Source organism: Paenibacillus sepulcri (assembly GCF_042647105.1).
Lineage (GTDB): Bacteria > Bacillota > Bacilli > Paenibacillales > Paenibacillaceae > Paenibacillus_Z > Paenibacillus_Z sepulcri.
Genome location: NZ_JBHRUP010000002.1, coordinates 444,505 through 468,554 on the forward strand (window position 1 = coordinate 444,505; position 24,050 = coordinate 468,554).

The 24,050-nt window shown below is 45.5% G+C and carries 21 protein-coding genes and 5 pseudogenes; 6 read left to right on the plus strand and 20 right to left on the minus strand.

Annotation, left to right across the window (positions count from 1 at the left end):
- The first annotated feature begins 39 nt into the window (after positions 1 to 39).
- Positions 40 to 1,866: an APC family permease gene (locus ACFOLF_RS36875; protein ID WP_210040037.1), complete on the plus strand. Its 1,827-nt coding sequence runs from the start codon at positions 40 to 42 to the stop codon at positions 1,864 to 1,866.
- Between the two features lie 147 nt (positions 1,867 to 2,013).
- On the plus strand, positions 2,014 to 2,598 hold the full coding sequence (locus ACFOLF_RS36880) for an NAD(P)H-dependent oxidoreductase (protein WP_210040036.1): 585 nt from the start codon (positions 2,014 to 2,016) through the stop codon (positions 2,596 to 2,598).
- A gap of 82 nt (positions 2,599 to 2,680) precedes the next feature.
- On the opposite strand, the pseudogene ACFOLF_RS36885 reads toward ACFOLF_RS36880, so the two are convergent.
- Positions 2,681 to 2,993: pseudogene (locus ACFOLF_RS36885) on the minus strand (winged helix-turn-helix transcriptional regulator).
- Between the two features lie 217 nt (positions 2,994 to 3,210).
- Between ACFOLF_RS36885 and ACFOLF_RS36890 the strand changes: the two are divergent.
- Both ACFOLF_RS36890 and ACFOLF_RS36895 read left to right on the plus strand, forming a co-directional pair.
- Complete coding sequence (locus tag ACFOLF_RS36890) at positions 3,211 to 3,690, plus strand: SRPBCC family protein (protein WP_210040035.1); 480 nt, start codon at positions 3,211 to 3,213, stop codon at positions 3,688 to 3,690.
- Between the two features lie 391 nt (positions 3,691 to 4,081).
- Positions 4,082 to 5,620 carry a malate:quinone oxidoreductase gene (locus ACFOLF_RS36895; RefSeq protein WP_379113257.1) on the plus strand — a complete coding sequence of 513 codons (1,539 nt, stop codon included), beginning with the start codon at positions 4,082 to 4,084 and terminating at the stop codon, positions 5,618 to 5,620.
- A 424-nt stretch (positions 5,621 to 6,044) separates the two neighbouring features.
- Here the strand turns inward: ACFOLF_RS36895 and ACFOLF_RS36900 are convergent.
- The 3 genes and pseudogenes from ACFOLF_RS36900 to ACFOLF_RS36910 all read right to left on the minus strand — a co-directional run.
- Positions 6,045 to 6,140: pseudogene (locus ACFOLF_RS36900) on the minus strand (sugar ABC transporter permease); the annotation flags it as partial.
- A pseudogene (locus tag ACFOLF_RS36905) lies at positions 6,139 to 6,660 on the minus strand (VOC family protein); the annotation flags it as partial. The pseudogenes ACFOLF_RS36900 and ACFOLF_RS36905, both read right to left, overlap by 2 nt.
- 15 nt (positions 6,661 to 6,675) lie before the next feature.
- Positions 6,676 to 6,873, minus strand: coding sequence for a hypothetical protein (locus ACFOLF_RS36910; RefSeq protein ID WP_210040033.1), 198 nt, complete (start codon positions 6,871 to 6,873; stop codon positions 6,676 to 6,678).
- A 354-nt stretch (positions 6,874 to 7,227) separates the two neighbouring features.
- Here ACFOLF_RS36910 and ACFOLF_RS36915 point away from each other — a divergent pair, with 354 nt between their 5' ends.
- Positions 7,228 to 7,371 (plus strand): hypothetical protein, encoded by a 144-nt coding sequence (locus ACFOLF_RS36915; protein ID WP_210040032.1) that lies wholly within the window; start codon positions 7,228 to 7,230, stop codon positions 7,369 to 7,371.
- Between the two features lie 279 nt (positions 7,372 to 7,650).
- On the opposite strand, the gene ACFOLF_RS36920 is transcribed toward ACFOLF_RS36915, so the two are convergent.
- The 10 genes and pseudogenes from ACFOLF_RS36920 to ACFOLF_RS36965 form a co-directional block, all read right to left on the minus strand.
- A complete protein-coding gene (locus ACFOLF_RS36920; RefSeq protein WP_379113157.1) occupies positions 7,651 to 8,121 on the minus strand; it encodes a (2Fe-2S)-binding protein in 471 nt (156 codons plus the stop codon).
- Entirely contained in the window at positions 8,118 to 8,957 is an 840-nt protein-coding gene (locus tag ACFOLF_RS36925; RefSeq protein ID WP_210040031.1) for an FAD binding domain-containing protein, read from the minus strand. The genes ACFOLF_RS36920 and ACFOLF_RS36925 overlap by 4 nt, the downstream gene beginning before the upstream one ends.
- Positions 8,954 to 11,275 (minus strand): xanthine dehydrogenase family protein molybdopterin-binding subunit, encoded by a 2,322-nt coding sequence (locus tag ACFOLF_RS36930; protein ID WP_379113155.1) that lies wholly within the window; start codon positions 11,273 to 11,275, stop codon positions 8,954 to 8,956. Before ACFOLF_RS36930 ends, ACFOLF_RS36925 begins: the two co-directional genes overlap by 4 nt.
- Before the next feature lie 193 nt (positions 11,276 to 11,468).
- Positions 11,469 to 11,951, minus strand: a pseudogene (locus ACFOLF_RS36935) (GNAT family N-acetyltransferase).
- Between the two features lie 140 nt (positions 11,952 to 12,091).
- Positions 12,092 to 13,750 (minus strand): multicopper oxidase family protein, encoded by a 1,659-nt coding sequence (locus ACFOLF_RS36940; protein ID WP_210040030.1) that lies wholly within the window; start codon positions 13,748 to 13,750, stop codon positions 12,092 to 12,094.
- A 66-nt stretch (positions 13,751 to 13,816) separates the two neighbouring features.
- A protein-coding gene (locus tag ACFOLF_RS36945; protein WP_379114518.1) for an IS3 family transposase occupies positions 13,817 to 14,967 on the minus strand; the annotation gives its coding sequence in 2 pieces (ribosomal slippage) (positions 13,817 to 14,715 and positions 14,715 to 14,967; 1,152 coding nt in all).
- A gap of 400 nt (positions 14,968 to 15,367) precedes the next feature.
- Positions 15,368 to 16,249: a reverse transcriptase domain-containing protein gene (locus tag ACFOLF_RS36950; RefSeq protein WP_379219781.1), complete on the minus strand. Its 882-nt coding sequence runs from the start codon at positions 16,247 to 16,249 to the stop codon at positions 15,368 to 15,370.
- Positions 16,250 to 16,298: 49 nt separating this feature from the next.
- A protein-coding gene (locus tag ACFOLF_RS36955; RefSeq protein WP_210047218.1) for an IS3 family transposase occupies positions 16,299 to 17,419 on the minus strand; the annotation gives its coding sequence in 2 pieces (ribosomal slippage) (positions 16,299 to 17,170 and positions 17,170 to 17,419; 1,122 coding nt in all).
- Positions 17,420 to 17,769: 350 nt separating this feature from the next.
- On the minus strand, positions 17,770 to 17,922 hold the full coding sequence (locus ACFOLF_RS36960; protein ID WP_210046735.1) for a hypothetical protein: 153 nt from the start codon (positions 17,920 to 17,922) through the stop codon (positions 17,770 to 17,772).
- Between the two features lie 502 nt (positions 17,923 to 18,424).
- A complete protein-coding gene (locus tag ACFOLF_RS36965; protein ID WP_210046734.1) occupies positions 18,425 to 18,592 on the minus strand; it encodes a hypothetical protein in 168 nt (55 codons plus the stop codon).
- Positions 18,593 to 19,355: 763 nt separating this feature from the next.
- Between ACFOLF_RS36965 and ACFOLF_RS36970 the strand changes: the two genes are divergently transcribed.
- Positions 19,356 to 19,856, plus strand: a complete 501-nt coding sequence (locus ACFOLF_RS36970; protein ID WP_210046733.1) for a hypothetical protein — start codon at positions 19,356 to 19,358, stop codon at positions 19,854 to 19,856.
- Between the two features lie 372 nt (positions 19,857 to 20,228).
- Here ACFOLF_RS36970 and ACFOLF_RS36975 read toward each other — a convergent pair.
- The 6 genes and pseudogenes from ACFOLF_RS36975 to ACFOLF_RS37000 form a co-directional block, all read right to left on the minus strand.
- Positions 20,229 to 20,333, minus strand: a pseudogene (locus tag ACFOLF_RS36975) (four-helix bundle copper-binding protein); the annotation flags it as partial.
- Between the two features lies 1 nt (position 20,334).
- Positions 20,335 to 21,138, minus strand: a complete 804-nt coding sequence (locus ACFOLF_RS36980) for a hypothetical protein (RefSeq protein ID WP_210046732.1) — start codon at positions 21,136 to 21,138, stop codon at positions 20,335 to 20,337.
- Positions 21,139 to 21,191: 53 nt separating this feature from the next.
- Entirely contained in the window at positions 21,192 to 21,677 is a 486-nt protein-coding gene (locus ACFOLF_RS36985) for an anti-sigma factor family protein (protein WP_210046731.1), read from the minus strand.
- A 3-nt stretch (positions 21,678 to 21,680) separates the two neighbouring features.
- On the minus strand, positions 21,681 to 22,208 hold the full coding sequence (locus ACFOLF_RS36990) for an RNA polymerase sigma factor (RefSeq protein WP_379113675.1): 528 nt from the start codon (positions 22,206 to 22,208) through the stop codon (positions 21,681 to 21,683).
- A gap of 63 nt (positions 22,209 to 22,271) precedes the next feature.
- Complete coding sequence (locus ACFOLF_RS36995; protein ID WP_379113677.1) at positions 22,272 to 22,712, minus strand: divergent PAP2 family protein; 441 nt, start codon at positions 22,710 to 22,712, stop codon at positions 22,272 to 22,274.
- 18 nt (positions 22,713 to 22,730) lie between these two features.
- Positions 22,731 to 24,026 carry a bifunctional DedA family/phosphatase PAP2 family protein gene (locus ACFOLF_RS37000; protein ID WP_210046729.1) on the minus strand — a complete coding sequence of 432 codons (1,296 nt, stop codon included), beginning with the start codon at positions 24,024 to 24,026 and terminating at the stop codon, positions 22,731 to 22,733.
- Between the last annotated feature and the right edge of the window lie 24 nt (positions 24,027 to 24,050).

The following is a 24,050-nucleotide window of genomic DNA, read 5'->3' on the forward strand; positions in this document are numbered from 1 at the left end:
CAATTTAAGGACTGAAATAATTTTTGGTGGTGAATCCGAATGCTTTCTACCCTAAAAAGATTCTTAATTGGACGACCGCTGAAATCGACTGCATTAGGGGAACAAAAACTGAATAAGACGAAAGCGTTAGCCATCCTTTCTTCGGATGCCTTATCTTCAGTCGCATATGGGCCAGAGCAGATACTGGTTGTGTTGATTACAGTAAGTGCTGCAGCCATTTGGTACTCCATTCCGATTGCGATTGGTGTTCTGATTCTGTTGACGGCTCTTATCCTGTCCTACCGGCAAATCATCTTTGCGTATCCTCATGGCGGCGGAGCTTATGTGGTTTCAAAGGAAAATCTGGGCATATACCCGGGGCTGATCGCTGGAGGCTCCTTATTGGTGGACTATATTCTGACGGTTGCTGTAAGTGTGTCAGCAGGCACGGATGCCATTACATCTGCTTTTCCCGGCTTACATCCTTATAATGTCGCCATTGCCATCGTATTTGTCCTGTTCATTACAACCTTGAATTTAAGAGGCGTAACCGAGTCGGCATCTATTTTAGCCTATCCGGTTTATTTATTTGTTTTCGCGTTATTCATTCTAATCGGCGTTGGCATTTACAACATCGTAACGGGGGATATTCCGTCTGAATTACATACACCAATCGGCACCCCGGTAGCTGGAATCAGTTTATTTCTGCTACTAAGAGCATTTGCTTCAGGCAGCTCGGCTTTAACAGGCGTTGAAGCGATCTCAAACGCCATCCCGAACTTCAAGGCGCCGGCTCCCAATAACGCGGCCAAGACGCTGCTGGCCATGGGTTCTTTATTGGCTTTGTTGTTTTCGGGTATCGTATGCCTGGCTTATTATTATGGAATTGTTCCCAGAGCGGACGTAACGGTGGTCTCCCAAATTGCGGAGCAGACCTTTGGACGGAACTTTATGTATTTCTTCATTCAAGGAACTACGGCCCTGATACTGATCCTTGCCGCCAACACCGGGTATTCCGCTTTTCCGCTGCTTGCGGTTAATCTTGCCAAGGATAGATTTATTCCAAGAATGTTCACGATCCGCGGAGACCGGTTGGGGTATTCCAACGGGATTATCAATCTTGGCGTTTTTTCGATCATTCTAATCATAGCGTTTAAAGGAAAGACGGAGCATCTCATCCCGCTTTACGCTGTCGGTGTGTTTATCCCGTTTTCCCTTTCCCAGACAGGTATGGTGGTAAAATGGATCCGCGAAAAGCCCAATGGGTGGGTTTCCAAGCTTATTATAAATACACTGGGGGCGTTAATAAGCTTTATCGTCTGCATGATGTTCTTCTTAACCAAGTTCTCGCAGGTTTGGTCCGTATTGATTTTCTTGCCGTTGATCATTTTTCTCTTTCATCGGATCAAGAACCATTACACGGCGGTCGGCAATCAATTAGGCATCACCACCTGCGAGGCCGCTTTGCCTATTGAGGGGAATGTAATGATTCTTCCTGTGGCCGGCATTACCCATGTGGTTGAGAATTCATTAAACTATGCCAAATCGCTGTCACCTTTTCAGATTATTGCCGTTTACGTCCATTTTGAGCGGGAGGATGAAGCCGTTTTTGAAGAAAAATGGAGAAAATGGCAGCCTGATGTGAGACTGGTCACCTTGCTTTCGCCTTATCGAAGCATCATAAACCCACTGAGCAAATTTATTGATACCGTTCAACGCAAAGCGAGTGAATCGAATTACCAGGTCACCGTCATTATTCCGCAATTCATTCCCAAAAAAGGATGGCATAACATCTTGCATAACCAATCCAGCTTGCTGATTCGCGCCCACTTGCTGTACCGGAGAAACGTCATTATTACTACCGTGCCCTTTCACTTAAGGGAATAGGCTGCTGTCAGAATAACTGAAAATATCATGGAATAGTTTGACACTCACCTTCAGGAAAGTACCTGAACTAAAGGTGCATACTTACATATTTGCAGTGCGCACTTTATACTCAAAGAAATCAATCATTACGAAAGGAGGACAAAATTTTTGAAAACTCTTGTTATCCTTACACATCCAAGCATTGAAACATCCGTCATAAATAAACGATGGGCAGAAGAACTCCAGAAATATCCGGAAAAGTATACCGTACATGAATTGCATAAGGTTTACCCGGACGGAAACATTGATGCGGAGAAGGAACAGCAATTAATTGAATCGCACCGCAATCTGGTTTTACAGTTCCCTGTATATTGGTTTAATTGTCCGCCTCTCCTAAAAAAATGGCTTGACGATGTTTTTGCATATGGTTGGGCTTATGGTTCAAATGGTGGCGATAAATTAAAGAATCGCAAAGCTGCCTTAGCCGTGTCGGCCGGAATTATGAAAGGAGATTATAGTGAAGAGGGGAGATATCGCTATACGCTTGAACAATTATTATCTCCTTTTGAGATTACCTTCCTCTACTGCAATGCTGATTATCGTTCATTCTTTGCGTATTATGGTACAGAAAATGAGCCCGGCACAGAAAATGAGCCCGGCACAGAAAATGAGCCCGGCACAGAAAATGAGCCGTCTGTAAGCGATTTGGAAAAAAGCGCACAAGATTATCTGGATTTTGTCGACAATCTGTGATAGACAGCTTTATTAAAGCTTAAGAAAAGAAGTATTTCCTTGTTTAGGAGATACTTCTTTTGATTTAAACAAATAGCTATGCCTACTGCCGCACAGCATCCAGAGCCGAGACACTGTTTTTCTCGCCCCAATCGCAGATCATATGCAACAAGGGGATTAGAGAGAGACCACGTTCAGATAATGAATATTCAACTTTTGGAGGTACTTGGGGAAATTCCTCGCGTATGATCAGGCCATCCGCCTCCAGCTCCTTTAACATCATGCTTAGCGTTTTAAAGGAAATAGTACCGATGCTTCGCTTCAGCTCATTATGCCTTACCGCCTATTAAGGACAACGTATATCCAAAGCCAGTGGCTTTTGGTTCGACGCCAGTCGGAACACAGGTTTCGCGCACAGTTGCACTCTCCTTCAGGTGAAGTATATGGATATAAATGGGCATTCTTACTTTACAATAGATCATTTTGCAATCGGATGTAAAGTATGAGCGCTATATAAATGAATACGAATAACTGCAATCATTGCGGTCAATAGCTGGAATAATCAACTACCCGTTTTAATCGCACCATGATAAAGTTAAGAAATGATGAGACAGCTACGAGGAGGATTGCGTCATGATGAATGCGTCCAACAAGAGGAGAACTGACTCCGCTTCGAAAGTTATCAAGGCCTCGCCGCGAATGATCTACAAGGCATTCGTGGAGCCGGAGAACCTGGTAAGGTGGCTTCCGCCGAAAGGCATGAAAGGCCGCATTTACGAGTTCGATGCCAGGGAGGGCGGATCCTACCGGATGTCCCTCACCTATATTGGAACAGACCACACAACAACAGGCAAGACCTCGGAGGACTCTGACGTCGTCCAGGGGAGATTTCTGAAGCTGGTCCCGGACGAGCAGATCGTGCAGCTGGTCGAATTTGTGTCGGAAGATCCGATGTTCGCGGGTACCATGACGATGACATGGACCTTGAGAGCTGTCCCCGAAGGCACCGAAGTCACCATCGTTTGCGAGAACGTCCCCGAAGGAATACGACAGGAAGATCACGATGCAGGCATGAAATCCTCACTGGAAAATCTCGCTGCCTTCACTGAATAAAAGTCCAGCATCCATAATAATAGGCGTGGACGGCATTACGATTGGGGAAACGGGAACCCAGTCAATTCCGAAATATGAGGGAGCTCATGAATCCGTGTCAAGCTGGATTGCAGATGAATATATTGTTGTTTTAGAACGGAGTAAGTGTTTCCCGGCACTTGGTCCGTTTTTTTGGCCTTTATTGAAATGTATTAAGTATATACCGCGCAGGAATGGGATTATTATTCGCTTGTCTATTATTTTTTATTAGAAGGGGAGAGGCTGCAAACAAATGATTTCGAAAATTAGAGGGTGGCGGTTCACGGACTTCTCACTTTTCATCAGCTTTTAAATAGCTTATAATTATTAAATAATAGTATATATTTTAATCTATAAATAATTGTAATACATGATGACATGGTTATTATTGAAACAGAAAAGGTGTGTAAAAATGAGCAACGGAGAAACGAAAACAGACGTCATCTTGATTGGTGCCGGAATCATGAGCGCAACTTTAGGGACACTTCTGAAAGAATTAGTGCCGGAATGGGAAATTACAGTTTTTGAGAAGCTCGAAAATGCAGGAGAAGAAAGCTCTAACGAATGGAATAATGCAGGAACAGGGCATGCGGCACTGTGCGAGCTTAACTACACGGTCGAAAAACCGGACGGATCAATAGATATCAGCAAAGCTATCCAAATCAATGAACAGTTTCAGCTGTCCATGCAGTTTTGGTCCTATCTCGTAAACAGCAGGCTGATACGTAATCCGCAGGATTTTATCATGCCTTTGCCTCATATGAGTATGGTACAAGGGGAGCAAGATGTAACGTTTTTAAAGAAACGATTTGAAGCGATGTCGCATAATCCTCTGTTTCAAGGGATGGAATTTTCCGATGATCCTGTAAAACTGATGGAATGGATTCCTCTTATTATACAAAATCGTCCAGCGAATGATTCTATAGCGGCAACAAAGATCGACTCTGGCACTGATGTCAACTTCGGTGCCTTAACCCGCATTTTGTTTGACCACTTAAAGAGTAAAAATGTCGATGTCAAATACAAACATAGCGTTGATAATATTAAACGTACCAGTGATGGCTCGTGGAAATTGAAAGTACGAAATGACGGCGGTATCGTCGAACGACATACTGCGAAATTCGTCTTTATCGGAGGCGGGGGAGGAAGCCTGCATTTATTGCAAAAATCCGGTATTCCTGAAGGAAAACATATTGGCGGATTCCCGGTAAGCGGAATATTTATGGTATGTAATAATTCGGATGTTGTTGCGCAGCATCATGCAAAGGTATACGGCAAAGCTAAGGTTGGCGCTCCTCCAATGTCCGTTCCGCATCTTGACACACGATTTATCGACAATAAAAAATCGCTGCTATTCGGACCATTTGCCGGCTTCTCACCAAAGTTTTTGAAAACCGGTTCAATGTTTGATTTGGTAACTTCCGTAAAACCGGATAATCTCGTAACGATGTTGTCGGCAGGCGCAAAAAACATGTCCTTGACAAAATATCTGATCGGGCAAGTCATGTTATCGAAGGAAAAGCGCATGGAAGAGCTGCGAGAGTTTATCCCGAACGCCAAAAGCCAGGATTGGGATTTGGTAGTAGCGGGCCAACGAGTGCAAGTTATCAAAGATACAGAAGCTGGCGGCAAAGGAACACTCCAATTCGGTACGGAAGTAATTAGCGCAGCTGATGGCTCGATTGCAGCATTGCTGGGTGCTTCTCCAGGCGCTTCAACTGCAGTTCACGTTATGCTTGAGGTAGTCAAAAAATGCTTCCCGCAGCATATGAAAGAGTGGGAATCGAAAATTAAAGAAATGATTCCTTCTTATGGCGTGTCACTAATGGAAAACCCGGAGCTTCTGCACGAAATTCATATTTCAACGGCAGAATCGCTTGGTTTAAGCAAAAAAGAGCTAGTTTATAGTTAACTAAGTGAAAAATGAAAAAGTTTAAGCATCAGTAATGATAATAATGAAAATGAAAATTAATATTGAAAAAATAAACAATGAAACACTTTAGAATCTTTGATCTTTTATAGATTGAAGATTCTTTTTTTGAATTTGTTATTAATGATGCGCAGAGATTAAAAACAAAGTGCAGAGATCAAAAACGAAAATTGTTTTTGTTTAATGCAGAGGTCAAATGGAATCATTGGAATCAGTCTAACGAACCGTTGATTCACTCATACTTTTACACAAAATTCGTATTTTATACATATGTCTATATATCAACCAATGCATTGGTATCACTGTATGTTGTTAAACGACACAAAACTTCCCTTTTAGGGCGTACTTTCAGACAGCAAATACTTATATATGGAAGGAATTCGGGTTTGCGACAAGCATGGATGGAAAGCGTAACGTAAATCGTTTGTTTCCACCTGCCGGCGCCGTCGATTTCGGCCGCTTCGTACAATGCGGGGTTAATGCTAATGCCCGCCAGCGTAGCCCTGCTTTGAGTTCTTAAATACGGATAAATAAAAATTAATCGCCTCTTCCGCTTTGCCGCATTTATCACCGACAAACATTAGCGATGGCACTATTGTAGGCCGCTCTTCACCATCTGGATTTGTAAGGATTAACTGCCACGACAAACCATACTTATCTTGAATCCAGCCATACCTCTCACTGAACGGATACTTATCAAGCGCCATTAACGCTGTGCCACCTTCTGACAATTTGTTCCAAACCTCATTTATTTTTTCTCTCGCGTTTTTTTCTAGCGATGGGTCAAAATTAACTATAAAAGACACCGATGGATTGAAAAAAGGCCCTGCGCTGATTGCCATGAACTTCTGCCCCCACAACTCAAAAGAGACTACATCGGAGTCGCCTGATGGTGTGTCGTGGAGTGTTGTTATATTCGTAATTTTTGAGTCCGGGAATATGGATGCATAAAACTCTGCTGCTTCATTCGCCTCCTTGTCATACCATAAATGCGGAACGATGTTTTGATTTGTTTTTGTCATAGTTATTCCTCCTACCTAATCTTCTGATAATTTTTTATTTATTTTACCATTTTCATACTGTTTTAATTTCTTATAGATTGCTGAATGTATCTCCTCTCTTTTATGGAAGTATCCTGCCCGTTGAGCGAAGGGCTTTTTAATATCCGAGCGATCGAGGTTCGACCACAGCAGAGTTAGTAAGACTATGCCCACCACCAGAATCAGCAATCTCACGCCAAGCCCTCCTCACATTCTAGTACAGTAAATAATATGTTGTGTGCACGGGTTATCCTTTTGTTGAGGTTAATTCAACTATCCTGCCAGTAGTTGAGAAAAGGCTGCCAATCTTGCTTGAATTTTATTAAGTTATATACTTCGTTAGCCAACCATGCCGCGCTCACGCGGCACCACAAAATCATGAAAATTTCAACATCTAGCTTTATACTATTCTTACGGCTGCTGAGGAATGTCGTTAAGCTATGGTGTCTCGAACCCAACCGTTAGTCTGACTCCAACGATCATGGTTCACCACGGAATGTCGAAACGGAAGCACTCAACTAAAAGCCTTTGAGGAAGCTGCTGAAAAGCTTGGGGCAGCAAAAGGAGATTGAACAGCTCCAGAAACAGATTAATTTAAATCACGACCGCTATATCGCCAATGACGACCTGCAAACCCTTATGAAGATTATTTCGAATGCCCGACGTAATGGCTATCTGAATCAAGCGAACTGAAAAAGGAGACCATGCTGCGGCATGGCCTCCTTACCTTTTTATGTATATTTAAACGGCGGCTTCCAATTTATGCTGGCAGCCTTTTATGTTGTGTAGCAGCGTTGTGCGAGTTCCTTGCCCGTTTCATCAATAGAAAAAAGAAGCACCTTGCCGCAGCTCATCACTCCACGCTAACGTACCCAGTTTCTGATTAGAAAGCTAACATTCCAGACAAAAAGAAACCACATGAGCAGATTACGCGCGTTTGGGAACGAACCTTCTTGTCCTCTAATCTTGCATTCATTCCAGGGTCATCACAGACCTGACAGCCTCCCGAATTTCCTCATAACCCGTGCAGCGGCAGATATTGGATTGCAGCCACTCCTTAATCAAATCTTCGTCCGCATTCGGCTGAGTGTTGACCAGGGCGTGACAGACCATAATAAATCCTGGAGTACAAAATCCGCATTGGAAAGCAAATTTATCAATAAATGCCTGTTGAATTGGAGCATTTTGCAAGCCCTCGATCGTCGCGATGCTGCTTCCCTGAGTCTCCACCGCCAGCATCAAACAAGATTTGATCGGCAGCCCATTCACGATGACCGTGCATGCGCCGCAATCGCCGTTTTCACAACCTGCTTTGGCCCCCGTAAGCCCCAGATGCTCACGCAGCACACGCAATAAAGTATCCGCCGAGCGGATCGTGACATTTTGCCGCCTTCCATTGACTAGCATCTCCAGTTCACATTTAAAGGTACCGCGTGTGTTCATACACCCCTCCGTTCCAACGCTGCCATCGTATCCATTAACGTGTTGCGCAGCACAAATTTCCTGTAAGCAGCAGAGCCCAGGATGTCATCCAGGATCGGTACAGGCCATATGCGAATAGCGTTATCGACACGTTCTTCCAATGGGCGCGAGACATCGTTGAGCACTTCCTCAATCTTTAGCGAACAGAATGGTACGGTACTTACGCCGCTAAATGCCACTCGAATCCCTTCCTTAGTTTTTAAAGCAGAAATGCGGACAAGCGGATAATCGATTCTTTCCTGCTTGGTCTTCTTCACGGTAACAAAAGGCATATTGAGATACTGCTTGTCGCTTAAAATCTGCACCAGCAGCTCCCCTTTTTGCAAACGCGGTTCGCCGTTCAAGATCCGGTGAATCGGAACATTACGAGTACCACCTGCACCTGCCAGAACTACCTGGCTATTCACCAGAAGGAAAGGCAGCAGCGATTCCCGGTACATCATTTTGCCGCAGAGATTGCCACCGATGGTAATTTTGTTCCGGTTGGTATAGTCGGCCACATGACGATTTGTCTCGTCAAGCAACGGGAACAGGCCCGCCTCCGTCAAAGTATTGAGCGAAACTGCCGATCCAATGACAAGCTGCTCCTGATTCATGTGTATAACATTGCATTCAGGAATCCCTTTAATGTCGATGACAGTTCCTGTACGAAGCTGGTTCAAACGCGCCATGGAGATAATCTCCGTACCCCCAGAATAGTAAAGCGGCTGGCTGCCTCTCGAATCCGCCTGTTGAAATAAACGTACAGCCTCTTGGATAGTAGTGGGCTTATAATATTCAAAATCAAAAGAGATCACCGGTATCCCCCCTTATAACGCCAGATGAGCTCTGGTGTTAGAGGCAGCTGATTTAGCTCGACATCAGCTGCGACGGACAAAGCGTTAGCCAGAGCCGCCGGCATCCCAATCGTACCGTGCTCTCCTATACCGCGTGCGCCATAGGGACCCTCTAGGAAGGGCGTTTCCACAAATTCGACCAAATAGTCCGGCGTTTCCCCGAAACGGGTCAATTTGTACGAGCGCAGCTGCGGATTGAGCACGACGCCCGCATGGTTGAACAAAAATCCTTCACGAGTGGCATAGCTGAGCCCCATATTCATGCCGCCTATCACTTGTCCTCGCGCCGTACCTTCGTTAATTACTTTCCCGGCATCAAAAACGGAAGCTGCTTTGATCACTCGATAGGTGTATTCGCGGGTATCGAACTCGACTTCAACCGCCTGTGCGCCGATCGTCCATTGCTGACCAGGGATGCCTTTACCCGTTTCAGGATTGAGTCTGGTCACATTATGAGTCCTGTGCCGTCCTCGCCCGATGATCGGCTCACCAATTGCGCTGCCGTTTGGATATGTGTATCCGCTGGAGAGGTCTCGGATCTCCAAACTTATACTCGGAAAGTCTTTGACATAGACCTTTCCGTGACCGACTTCAAAATCCTCCGGAGGTCGTTTAAGCACAAGAGATGCATTTTGTCTCAACTGGGCGATCACATCATCCGCCGCATCCAGTACGGCGCGGCCGACCATCATCGTGCTGATGCTTGCTGCTGTTCTCCAATGCTCGGGAGTAATTTGCGTATCGACATCCATTTTGACATGGATCTGGTGGACTGGCATTTTCATCCGATCGGCGAGAATCTGCGCCATTACGGTGCGGTTTCCTTGACCAATCTCAATAGAGCCTACGCTAAGGTTCAAGGAGCCGTCGTGATTGCAGGTGATCATCGCTCCAGAGCCGGTATTAATGGAGCCAACGGAGGTTTTCCAGATACAAGCCATTCCTTTGGCCCTTATTTTATTGAGGCCCATGATAATTCGTTGACCTTCATTCCATTTAATGAGATCCTTTAATTTAACGATGCATTGAGTTAGATCGCCTACATTGCTGTTGTTCAGCGGTGCTTGCGTTGGTGATGTATCACCTGGCTTTATAGCGTTATGCAGCCGCAGTTCCATAGGATCCATGTGCAGCTTCTTCGCAAGTAGATCCATGGCGCGTTCGGTAGCAAAATGGGATTCCAAATGGCCATACCCCCGGAATGCGGTGGCATAGGGGTGATTCGTATAGACGCATAATGCGTCACAGTGCACGTTTTCGATCCGATACGGTCCTGTACAATCCACAGCAGCGGATTGAGTCACCGCTGCCCCTTCACCGGTGTACCCGCCGGTATTAAACAACAAAGTAATTTCCGCTGCTGTCAGCTTTCCATCCCTAGTCGCCCCAAGCTTCACGTTTGCTTCCAGGCCAATATGCGAGGGTGAACTGACCATATCCAACTCCCGGGTATTATTGAGCTTGACCGGTCGGCCGCCGCATGCTTTCGATGCCAGATAAGCGATGTACTCCAACTGAACGGAGCCTTTCCCCCCAAACGCGCCTCCGACTAATGGCACATGCACGACAACATTGGACTGTTCGACCTTGAAGAAACGATTAAACAAACGTTTTATATTATACGGATCCTGTGTTGACGTTTGAATCTCTATCCGTCCGCTTGGCATCGCTTCAACGATGGAACAACGCGGTTCCATCGCGCAATGATCCGCCGTGTTAAAGGCGTACGTACCTTCAATCTTCACTTCACTGGCTGACCAGCCTGTCTGCATATCGCCTTTGCGGATTTTTACATGGTTGCTGATGTTGGTATGGGCAACAGGATATACATCCCCTGACTTCTGGTAGCTCCCCAAGTCCTTGTGAATCAATGGCGCATCCGGCAGCAAAGCGCTGCTGGGGGATTGGACCACTGGAAGCTGCTCAAAATTGGCTCGAATGAGCTCTGCCGCCTGCTTAGCAATCTGTTCCGTAACCGCCACCACTACGGCGATCGGCTCGCCGTAATAGCGCACTTTTTTGACTGCAAGAGGCGGACGGTCAGCAAGAACGCTCCCGGTGAGGATGGGATAATCATCTCCTATGACTACCGATTGCACACCGCTTACATCCAAAGCTTTTGAGATATCGATAGACAAAATTCGGGCATGCGCATAGGGACTGGTCACCAGCCAGCCATGCAGAAGACGGGGGGATTGCGTATCGTTCGTATACATGGCGAATCCGGTCACTTTATCTTTTGATTCAATTCTCGGTATAGCCTTTCCAATGATCTCCAATCGGTATAAACTCCCCTCTTTGGTTACGACATGTACACTGTTATATATATATAAATGATTCCCGAGCAGAGAGCGTTCCTACATCATATAGCATATAGCGAAAAAGATTGTCCTATTCTCACCGAGCTTACCTGTTATCAAATCTTGACAGCACAAAAAAACCTTGCCAGCTATGAGGCCGGCGAGGCGCAATCTATCTTAGTTCCATTGCTCTTTCAAATCCTGATTTCTTCATTAATTTAATGGATCTTTCATTCCCAGGTTCCACAGTTACATCAATTATAGTTAATCCCATTTTGGTAATTCCAAACTCGTTGATTTCTTTTAAAACCTCACTCATCAATCCCTTGCCCTAGTAAGGCTTGAATAAATCAAACCCGATCTCTGCGATAAAATCATCGTTTGTTCTTCTTAAATAGTAGAATCCACATGTGCCGATGACATCATCATTCATTTTGTCATATAGCCCCCATCGGCAGCCCGAATTCTCTATATGAAATCTAATGATTTCTTCAGTTTCCTGTATATCCTTACATGGTTCGATATCCATAAACTGTGTAATATCCTCATCTGAGAAATGTTTGAACACTTCTTCCGCGTCTTCTAGAGTCAGAATTCTCAGATTCAGTCTTTCGGTTTCTACTGAAGGATACTCAATTTTTTGATTGTTCGACACACTCCCATACCTTTCATTTTCAAGAAATAATCATTACTCGAATAATAAATCCTTGTTACAATTCTACTGCCCGTTAAAGCGAAGTGCTGCCGCGCGGCAGCACTCGGCATTGTGCTATCGTGATCCCTTAGCTTAAAGATCTAAGGCAATATCTTTAACGGTCTCATCATTTCATTATCTTCATGTTCAAGCATATGACAATGCCATACATATCCAGGCCCAAGGCTAGGGTCGAACGGAAAGGGACTGCCATCTTGGGACGTAAAGCGAATTCTTATCGTAGTTACTTCTCCAGGATTCATTTGTATAGTATCCTTCCAACCCTTCTCACTCGATGGAGGAGCAATGGGCTGACCTTTCAAATACGGTTCTATCTGCGGTGCCTTGGGCTTAGCAAAATAAGGCGGAGTTCCTGGCGCTGTCGTTTGATTTAGTGTCTGCCAGTCTTTTAGATAATCTTCCGATCGGAATTTCTGACGGCTAACGAGCAGAAACTGAATGAGGTGAAGATGGATGGGATGCGTGTCAGGAGTTAGGTTTGCAATTTGCCAATCTTCAGTGGTTCCAGCCCGAGGAAGCTCAGAAACAGGATTTCTCCACAGTTGGCCATCTAACGTAACTTTTAGGGGACCATTAGGACCCTCTTGTTCGAATAAAATCAACGTTCTCGTTATTACTGGCTTTAATTGCGGAATGTTGTTCAGAACAGGGGGCAATTTCTTGGGTGGTAATACAGTATCATTTATGACTGTAAATTGCATAATTTGACCAACGGTTTCCGGATCTGCCGCTGTTCCATCAGGGAACGGGGCGCTAGCATCATTCCTTAATATTACGGTCGTGCCAGGAGCTAAAGATGAGAAATCGATAAGGATATCTGCACGTTCTGCAGGTGCAATCATTAGTGATGAAAGTTGTGCAGGTTGAGGCAAATACCCTCCGTCGCTGCCGATCTGAGTAAACTTCTGTTGATTGGAAAGCTGTAAATAATAAAAACGTGAATTTGAACCATTTAGAACACGAAAACGGTATTGTTGAGGCTTGACATTAAGGTTCGGCCACACCTTTCCATTTACTATTATCGTATTTCCAAAAAACTCCGGTGGCACGTAAGGATGAATACTGGGGTTAGCTCCAGCAGGATCATAGAAAAGAGAAACATCCGTATGAAAGGAGCGGTCTTGAATGATTAGTGGTATCTCATTTTCTCTGCTGGGAAGGAATGGGGCAATAGGGTCATTTAGCTCACGGAGCACATATAACCCCGAAAGTCCCGCGTAATTGTTCAAACGAGTCATTCCCATTGTATGATCATGATACCAAAGGGCTGTAGGGTGTTGTAAATTCGGGAAGGTGTATCTATTCGTTGTGAATGCCGGGCCAGTCTTTCCATCTGCGGTCCACCAAGCATCAGGATAACCGTCATAATAAGAAGGATTCTCTCCGCCGTGCAAATGAGGGACAATCGGTACCGTTTTCTGCGCCAGGGGGAATCCTGGTGGAAATGTTGGAAATGGTGGTAGAGGAACTGACATGGAATTTGGATTTGCCCAATCAAGTGTCGGATCAATCGGGAGAAAATGGGGTCCCGTAATGTTGTTTATCCATTGAACATGTACCGGAATTCCTCGAATGGCCTCAAATGTGGAACCTGGAGCACTTCTATAATAAGCGGCTCTTCCTGTCTGTGGGTCTTGTATCATACCACCGTAACCAAATACTTTCGTTGTACCGTATCCAGATGGTAAGATTTGCTGCTGGAACTCACTAGCATTAATGTTGTATGAATGTCCGATCACTTGACCAGTTGTAGACTGTCTAAGAATAGTGGACCTCTGTCAAGATAGTAGACACAGATTTTTTTCTTACGCTGCCTGACCGGGGTACATACGTTCGTAGTCAGAAGGCGTGTTATACCCTATCGTAGAATGGATACGTTGGTTGTTGTAAAAAACTTCGATGTATTCAAAGATACTCTTTTTCGCTTCTTCGCGCGTTTGGTATTTATTGAGATAAATCAGTTCTTTCTTTAGAACGCTGTGAAATGACTCGATGCAGGCGTTATCGTAACAGTTTCCCTTGCGACTCATGCTACCGGTCATTTCATATGTGTTGAGTTGCTTCTGGTAATCATGGGATGCGTACTGACTTCCGCGATCCGAGTGGTGCAACAATCCTGTACTTGGCTGTTGACGACCGTGGGCCTGTCTCAATGCCTGTAGTACAAGCTCTTTCGTCATCCGTTCACTCATGTGCCAGCCGACAATCTTACGTGAGTATAGATCGAGTACGCTCGCCAAATAAAGCCAACCCTCATCAGTGGGGATATATGTAATATCTGTAACCCACTTCTCATTCGGTTTACTTGCAGTAAACTCTTGGTTCATTACATTTTCTTGAACCGGTAGGGAGTGCTTAGAATTGGTTGTCGCTTTGTATTTCTTTACGGTCTTGGACCGTATTCCATTCTCCTTCATGATACGAGTAACGGTACGACGAGAGATTTTGACACCCTGTTGATGCAACCGTTCGGTGATTTTCGGGCTTCCATAAAGTTGCCTATTCTCATCGTATACTTCCTTGATTTGTTCCGTCCATTCCTTGTGCTGACGCTTACGTTCACTCTCAGGGCGCCCTAGCCATTTGTAATAGCCGCTACGAGAGACTTTCATTATGCAGCACATCTTCTCCAATCGGTACTCGGAGCGGTGTTCGTGGATGAACGTATATCTTACCGACGGTCTTTCGCAAAGAAGTGCATCGCCTTTTTTAAGATTTCGTTCTCCTCTTGAAGATCACGAATGTATTTTTGCATCTCTTTTATTCTCTGATCTTCTGGGACTAGGGCTTGTACAGCAACGATTTCCGGCTCACTGCCATACCTTTTCTCCCAGCCATATAATGTATTTGCATTAATCTTCAACTCGCGACCGATCTCTGCTACCGACTTCCCACTCTCCTTTATATATTTAACTGTTTGCTTCTTGTACGCTTCATCATACTTGATCTGTTTCATAGACACAGTGTCCTCCGCTCATCTATTTGAATCTAGTATAATCTGTGTCTACTACTCAGTCTAACTTCATAGTAGGCATATATGCCAGAGTATGGCCGAGTTGATTTATGTATTTTGGAATCCTTTTAGGATCTAAAAGTTGTACCATATCACCTTCTCCTCTCCATGCATGTATATGAAGGAAAGGAGCCTTTCACGCCCATCATATCACCTTTGTTATATGTTATTGTAATAAAAGTTACATGGATATTATTAAACTATATTGCCCGTCAATCCAACAAACGAAAAAGGGGAGCTGCGTCTGGCAAGCTCCCAGTTGTAGAGTAAAGGACTGGAGATACCAGCCCCTCCTCATCAAACCGTACGTGCGGTTTTCCCGCATACGGCTTTCCGACGTTCTTCACCTTGTGCAGTACGTACTCGTCCAAGAAGCAACGGACTTCAGACCCGAAAGCGAAAGAGTTCTGTTGAAGTCCATGTGCCAAGACTTACGTCTCTTGTGTTTCTTGTTCCAGAATAGAGCGAGTCGTTTGTGAATATACCAATCGATTTTGCGCAAAAATCCGTTTGAGACCCCTGGATCAATTGCGGTATCGTAGTTCCTCCACCCTTGTATTTTGGGGTTGAGCACTTTAACCATATCGTTCAGTGACCACATTAACCGGTTCCGACGAGCCGTTACTTCTTTCACCTGCGTCCGCATCTTCTCCCTTGCTTTCTTCGACGGGAAACTACGCAGGATGTGGGCGACCCTTCCGCCTTTACGTAGTATAGGCAGGCGTCGATGGTGGTAGCCTAAGAAGTCGAATCCCTTCTTATCTATCCAGAGGTTAACAAGTTTGGATTTCTTCGTGTTCATCGTTAGTTCTAGTTTCGCAAACACCGCCTTCAGCACATCTATGGCTTCAAGCGATTGCTCCTTCCGATTGCATAATAGGACGAGATCGTCGGCAAAGCGGACAAGGGTGCCCAAGTGAGAGAACTTTCTTTCCCATATCGTATCCAAGTAGTTCAGGTAAATGTTTGCCAGTAGAGGAGAGATGACTCCCCCTTGCGGACTGCCGATTTCCGTTACATGGAACTGATTGTCTTTTATGTACCCGGCTTCTAGCCATTTCCGGATTAATTTAAGGATGCGGCGGTCACTAATTCGCTGTTCAACCAGTGCCATGAGTTTGTCATGAGGAATATTGTCAAAGTATCCCGTGATGTCTACATCCACCACCCAATAGATGCTTCCCTCATTAACTGTTTTCCGTATCCGCTGCAGTGCACCGTGCATACTTCGTTTCGGACGGAATCCGAAGGAACATTGGATTGTCAACAGTAAATCAGACAACCTTTTTAAGGGCTTCTTGGCGATACTGAATAGGCGTCATATAGCCTAATGTTCCATGAATGCGATGCTTGTTGAACCAATTAACATAATCGTTTAATTCCAGTTCCAAGTGACGAAGGCTCTGGAAGTTCATCTGGTTTACGAACTCTGTTTTCATGATTTTGTAGGTGGCTTCGGCTACAGCATTGTCGTATGGACAGCCTTTCGCACTTAGAGATCGGCCGATTTCAAAGGTACCTAGAAGCTCGTCTATCTTTTGATTTTTAAACTCGCTGCCACGGTCCGTATGAAACCATTGAATATAACGCAAATCACCCTGGACGCTCGCAAAGGCGCGGGAAATCAGAGCAGCGTCTTTATTCGGACCTGCACTGTGGCCAATGATCTCTCGATTGAACAAGTCGAGCAGCACACAGATGTAATGCCACCTGTTCTGAACCTTCACATAAGTCAGATCACTGACAACGAAGCGCTTTGCTTCCTCCTGCTCGAATTCGCGGCCCAAAACATTCTCTGTTGTTGCTTCATTAGGAGTGGTTTTATGGGGCTTATATTGAGCCACTGTGTAGGTCGAGACTAGCCCTTGCTCTTTCATAATCCTTCCAATTCTACGTCTGGAAACGACGATTCCGCGTTCCTGGAGCTTAACCTTAATCTTTCGTGTACCGTAAGCTTTTCGGTTATTGTGGAATATCTCTACAATCGCTTCGGTTATATCGTCTTCGTTCAATTGTTCTTTCGCGTCGTAGTAATACGTACTTCTTGCAATTTGCAGGACGTCGCACATTGCTGATACCGAGTATTTATCACGGTTATTCCGGATGATAGCTACTTTCGTCCCATGATCAGCGCTGCTTGCTTTAAAATATCCACTTCCATTTTCAGACGCTGGTTCTCTTTTCGTAAAGCGATCAATTCGTTCTCGTCTGACGAGCGATTGTCCTTCTCCTTGAAGGAACCGCTTGTCTCATCTTGTTTGATCCAGCGGTCTAAAGCAGAGGCTGTGAGGTCATATTCCTCCACAATCGCCGCTCTGGACTTCCCATTTTTATAGAGCTCCACCAGTTGTTTTTTGAATGCTGGAGTAAAGGTACGTCGTTCTTGTTTTGGCATTGTAGAGATCCGCTCCTTCATAATGATAGGTTCATTCTACAAGCCCTTATTTTTTCTGTCCAACTAAGTGTAGACGATCCACATTCCCGAAAATCCGCCTCGAAGATGCTTTCAACCACAATCTTCGTCGCCGTTTGGACCAGTCGGTCCTGTACGGTCGGGATACCTAGTGGCCGCATTTTCCCGTCAGGTTTTGGAATCTCATGGCGTCGTACCGGCTGTGGCCGATAGGTTCCACTTTTCAGCAGGTCGATTGTTCCCTGTAACAATCGCTCCTCGCCGTAATCCTTCACGATATGGTCGAGACTGATCCCGTCGATCCCGGCGCTTCCCTTATTGGCTTTGACTCGTCACCATGCCTCGCGCATACAATCTTCGCGATACAATTTGTCATACAGTGCATGAAACCTTCTCTTGGGGTTTTCCTTAGCCGCAAGGTAGAGGGTCCGCTGGAGTTCTTGAACTTTCACTTTGGTGTAGTTAGCCATTTCGCTGGCATTCACTCGTTCTTACCTCCTCGGTTCCCATGAAAGAAGTGGGGTATTGTCTATTGACGCCCTTCCCTCCCCGGGGTTATGTTGTCCGCCGGTTCATTGGTATTATGGCCCCCTCCGACTCCCTTTCCGCAGCTAACCACTTCACCTTTTGGGCTTATAGGTTCGCTCATTACGGCGCCTTGCCGCCGTGCGGATGAGGGTCTCCCTAGTTCCAGACATAACTGTCTCCACATGCCGATCCCCATACACCGGAGAGTTCTTCCGTGCTGCGTTTCCAAGTTCTTCGCACGTTCCATGGCCTTCACCGAAATGCTCGCGGCTCGGCTCTCTCTTGTCCCATTCGGGTTACTACTAACGATGCGGTAGGATTCACTTTGGTACGTTACGGCCTTTGGATTTGCTTCACCACTTTCTTACTCGTGGCTTTTCACAGAGCTTCAACCGTCCGATTTCGCCGACGGCTGTCTGCTAGCTACGGAGCGGCTTGGTCCCTACTCCGACTGGACTTTCACCAGTTAGTTATGCCTAGCTTAGCTAGGCGCGCAGCATTCCTGTAGAGCGTTAAATTTCCGCTTTGCAATGCATAGCCCTTTAAATCATCATAATCCCCACTGTCACCTTTTTCATTTTTATAAATTATTGCCATACCATTCACTTTATCTTTAAGTCCGCCCATTCAATGTTTCCTATTTGAATTTTTTATTACAGATATAGTTTGTTACTACTTAAACATCAATATGTATGAAAGGTATTTGGAAAAAATATTTGATTCTGGCGATGAATATTTTTGTTTTTGACCCACTCTCCTAATTATTGAACGGTTTGGAGTAGACTTAATTCTTTATGGATCAAGAGGTGTGAACCCAATGCTTTAATTAAATGTAGTGATTAGACTTGCCATAAATATGAAACAGCGGCGGACCAGGACTTGAAAAGTAAAAGCCCTGGACGGCCGCTGTCTTTATTGAACTAACGTGATCCGTTAGCGGAACGATTAGCTTAAGACGGTTACCCTATACATTACGAGCCAACGGGGATCTTCTCTCGATCATACTTTCATCCATGCTCATTCTTTTCAGTTAAGTTTCAGGCAACATTCAACGTATCTTCAGTTAGTACGTGTATATTAAAGCTATTGAAAGACACAACAACATTTAAATTGAGTAGGAGTGATCATTATGAAAAAGATTTTTGCAGTAATTGCAATGGGAATATGTCTTGCCTCTTTAGTAGCATGCTCTTCTCCGAATACGAATACACCAGCTTCTAATTCATCAAGTTCTCAACAAACACAACAACAAACACAGAATAATGGCGCTCCTATGAAGTCACAGGACGGATCTGGCGGAGGAAACGGCCAGGCGCCAAACGCTCGGTCTGCCCCGGCTCAAGGTGGAGCATCTGGCACGGTCGACAGTGTGTCCACGTCTGGCTTCACAATGACGACATCAACGGGTCTGCAGGTGACCGTCAACGAAACGTCCTCTACGACGTACATGAAGGGAACGAGTTCAACATCGGCGAATGCCATTGCAAAGGGCGACTTCGTCCTCGCACTGGGAACAGCTAACGGACCTACCATTGAGGCATCTCAGGTTATCTTGACACCACCTGGCGGACAATCTGCGACTGCCTCAGAGGTGATCCCCTTCGTGAAAAAACAAGGTCAAGGTAATGCCCAAGGTCAAGGTCAAGATCAAGCGACTACGACAAAGTCTGTCGGTCAGATCCCGGCAAACTATAGTGAGGGATCGGGAACGATCGTTAGCGGAACAGAGGCGGATAAAGTGACGGAAGCTGTGCTGTACGCCTATCCGGGGGGCGTCGTCAACCGTGTTGCGAAGATGAGCGACGGAGAGTATAACGTCCACATCATGGGCGTCAGCTGGCCGCACCACGTCTTCGTCAGCGTAGACTTCAAGGTCGTTGGCGCCAATTAACCTGGACAATTCGTCGAGCGGAAGTGAGTCATCCAGCGTCAACTGGGGGTCAAATCTCTGATTTTGTGAAGAAGCAAAGGGAGCTCGGCAGCTCCTTCTTTGTTTTGATAGTTAAATTAATGTTCTCCGTTGAGCGAGTTACTGCTCAATCCTGCGTAGCCTCGTGTTGTATTTTAATTAAATTTCGTCATCCGTTAGCGAAATCACCGTTTTTATAATTAAACCACTTGGTCGTCCAAAACGCTCGGTCTTTGGTTTGAAAGAGCATTTGTTTTTGTATTCGAGTTGGCCGATAAATCGGATAGTTGAACGGCCAAAGGCTTGCTTATCCTCCGAATTTTGGGAGATAGGCTGCTTTCATAACTTTTACAATTAGCTGGCCATGGTCCTGTAAGCCATCGCACAGGAGAAGCAAGCATCAGCACAGTGTTGGAAGTATACATGATCATGCTTTTTACACTCATTCCCACAAGCCTTATTACTCCCCTTTTATTGCCGGGCTGTAATTCTTTTTACGTTTTCCCGCGATCCATGTTGTAAAAATTCCAAACGAGATCAGCGTAACCAGGAGCAGGACAATCCACCCCACAAAAGGTATATTTACAAATGCGGTAATGATGGCTGCGCCAATTAATACGTTTATCCATTCGGACCTTTGTGCTTGCACATGAACCATCTCTCCAATCCGGTAACTCAGCACGGTGAATCCCACAGCTACTGCCCCAATTAGAGCAAGCAGAACAAGGATTAAAATCGGTATGCCAATAATAGTGATAAGCAGTAGAGCGCTAACCGCCGTGATAATCAGCCCACTGAGAAAACCGGTATAAAGAAGCCGTCCCATCGCATTTCCTTGGTATCGATCAATGAAGGTGCCTATTTTTTGTCTTCCAATAATTCTGATCAGTACTGGTATGAGAACCATAAGCAGGCTTCCTGCGAGCTGCAGCACCCATAAACCGAGCACGAGCCCGCCCCCGATCAGGAGACTGTTTTGTGTGGCATTATCCAGCGAAATATCATAGACATCGTCCATTACCACTGCCCCGGGATCTTGTATTACTTGACCTCCTATCACGACGACAACCCCTTTTATATGGGCCGTATTGCCAAGATGAAGGCTGCCATTAATGACAACGACTGCACCGGTGACTTTGCCAAACACCTCAGCATCGCCTCCGATGACATACACATCGTTGACGGTCTGCCCTGCAGGCACATTCGTGTTCTGGTGCTCGAAAATACTCCCCGCAGAAGCGAAGCCTGGGATGAGGAGCATCAAGATGGTAAAACAGCTTATCGCTAAGAATATTTTCCTCAATGCTTTCATCCCTTTCAATCAGTTGTGGTTTGAAACAGCCTCCTGAGCGAGTATACCGATGCCGTGAGGACGATTAGTGAGAGGACAACCGTAAGACCAGATAAAACAGGCACGCTGGAAATGAAATGCGAGGCCAGATAAACCATTACCATCATGAATTTTATGAATCCCACTATCAGCTTTACGAAAATGGGGCCAGTGGCGAACCAGATTGCACCGAATGCCAACAACGCCACGAGAGGAACGTATAACCACCCCTTCCCGGCAGCCGCGGGCATCTTTTCTATTCCGATTGACTGGAGAACCCGAATTTCCAGGTCGGCCGGTTCTTGAATCAGTTGAAATGTTTTCACCACGTCACCTTGTATGGACAGCAGATCTTCCAGAAGCACCTGACAGGATTCACAGGTCGCAAGATGGGTTTCCACCTGCTGTCTTTCTTCATCATTTAATTCATCATCCAGATAAGCAGACAGTTGAGCCTTTGGATGGTCGGTCATCCTTCAGTCCACCTTTCCTAATTCTTTGCGCAGCGCCATTCGAGCCGCGAATAGACGGGACTTCACGGTCCCAAGCGGTACTTCAACCATATCTGCGATTTCCTCGTAACGGTATCCTTGCACGTCATGTAGCAGTAAAACTTCGCGATGATCCACGGAAAGCCTGCTCAAGGCATCTTCTAAGGACCACGTTTCAGACGGATCGGTTGATCTTCGATCGATTACGGATTCATCTGGCTCATCCCTAAACCTCTGCTCATTTCCCCGTTTTTTCAACCGATCCTTGCAAAGATTGGATACAATTCGAATGATCCACGATGAAAAGGCATATTCGTTGTCCAAGCTGGATAAGGAATAAAAGGCTTTGACGAATGTCTCCTGAGAGACGTCTTCTGCATCCATTCGATCCCTCAGCATACCCACGGCAAACCGATAGACATGACCTTTATAACGTTTGACAAGATCAGCAAAGGCTTCCCTGTCGCCACGCTTGGCCCGATGAATGATCTGGTAAAGTTCCTCGTCCACCACTCGTGTTCAACTCCTACTGAAACGGAAGCTATCTCATCATGTCACAGTTTTAATTGTGCTATATTAGTAAATCGTGAAATCTAACACGATGCTGATAAAAATACCAAATATCGCACCGACAACAACCTCGATTGGCCGATGACCGAGCAATTCCTTTAATGCTTTTGAGGAATCCCACCTTCCTCTGTCGGAAGTTGCGCTCATTAAGCGATTAATAAATGTTGCATGAATACCGGCATGTCTTCGAATGCCTGCAGCATCAAACATGGTAATCGCACTGACAATAACGGCTATCGCGAATAAAGCTGACGAAAACCCTTCATCGATTCCAACTGCCGCAGCCAGCGAACAGACGGCTGCAGAATGCGAACTCGGCATACCACCGGTGCTAAATCCTAGTTTCATGTTCCAAGTCCGCTTCGTAATTAACGATATGGGAACCTTGATCACCTGTGCCAGGATAATGGACATAAGCGCAGCGACTAACGGATAGTTGTACAACAACGGCGGTTTCCTCCTCATTTAGGCTGGAGCAGCTTCGCTGGTTTGAAGCTTTCTAAGAACCTCAAGCAGAATAACATTCAGACTGACCCATACCCCTCCGAATACATATCCTGCGACAACATCACTCGGATATTGTACATGGAAATAAATACGGCTTATGCCTACGAGCAGGCATACTAAAAGGACAGATACCGTAACGAAGATACGGATTAGCTTCTTACTGTAATGCCGAAGCAGCAAAAAGGCGGAAAAGCCGCATACGATCATCGTTGTCAATGTTTCTTCGCTGGGGAATGTATTAAACAATCGAGTACCGGCTTCCACGGGTCCCGGGCGATGGAAGAGCATCCGCAGTCCTTCATCCAGTACCTCCCCGCCGATGACCACCCAAAGCAGGAATGAGAGTTCAAGCAGCTTTTGACGGGCGTGCAGCGCAATCCAGACTGCCGTAAGAATGAGAAGCGGCCCGTAAAGGTAGATGGAGCCCAATTGGGTAAAACCGTTCATGAGCCCATGCCACCCGGGTCCAAATATGGAAAGGACCACGTAAGAGGCAACCTCGTCGAATTGATTGAATTCATGTGCCAGGAAATCCTGTATTAATCCCAGCATCAAGGAGATGAGCATAACAAACACAACAAACGAGGCAAATACCAGGAACTTGACTTTGCCGAGCGAGTTAAATTGACGGACTCCTTTGATTAGTAAATCCATGAGTGAAGCAAGAATCTGTCGTTTATGCTTCCGATAGAGATAGATCACAAGCGTCAACAAGGCAGAGGCAATTCCAAAGATAATCATATATTGGTTTACCGTGGAATGATAAGCTTCCCATTTTGGCCCTAACACTTTGCCAAGCGAGATGAATAAACTGACCCAGAAGATCGCTCCTGTATAAGCATAGAGGGCATATCGTCTGAATGGCATTCGGGTTATCCCGCAGAAATAACCGGTAAAATGCTTTACTCCAGGTATGAAATAAGCGATGAACAATAACTTGTCGCCATATTTCTCAAACCACAAGGTAATTCGCGCCATTTGTTTCTCGCCCAAGTGTATGCGATGCCCATATTTAATGAGGAACGGTTTACCCAGACGATAACCGATCCAGTAGGAAAGCGAGACGCTGGCTGCCGCGCCAGCTCCCGCTGAGAGAATACTGAGTATCCAATTCATTTTCCCTTCATAAACGAATAATCCGGTATAACTTAACATCATGTCGCCAGGAAGAGGCAAAGCGAGTATTTCAAGGAATACTGCCAAACCAATCAGTCCGTATCCATACTGTTCAAGCCATGTTGTCCAATCGCCCATTGAAAACCCTCCTCTCCCTTTAGT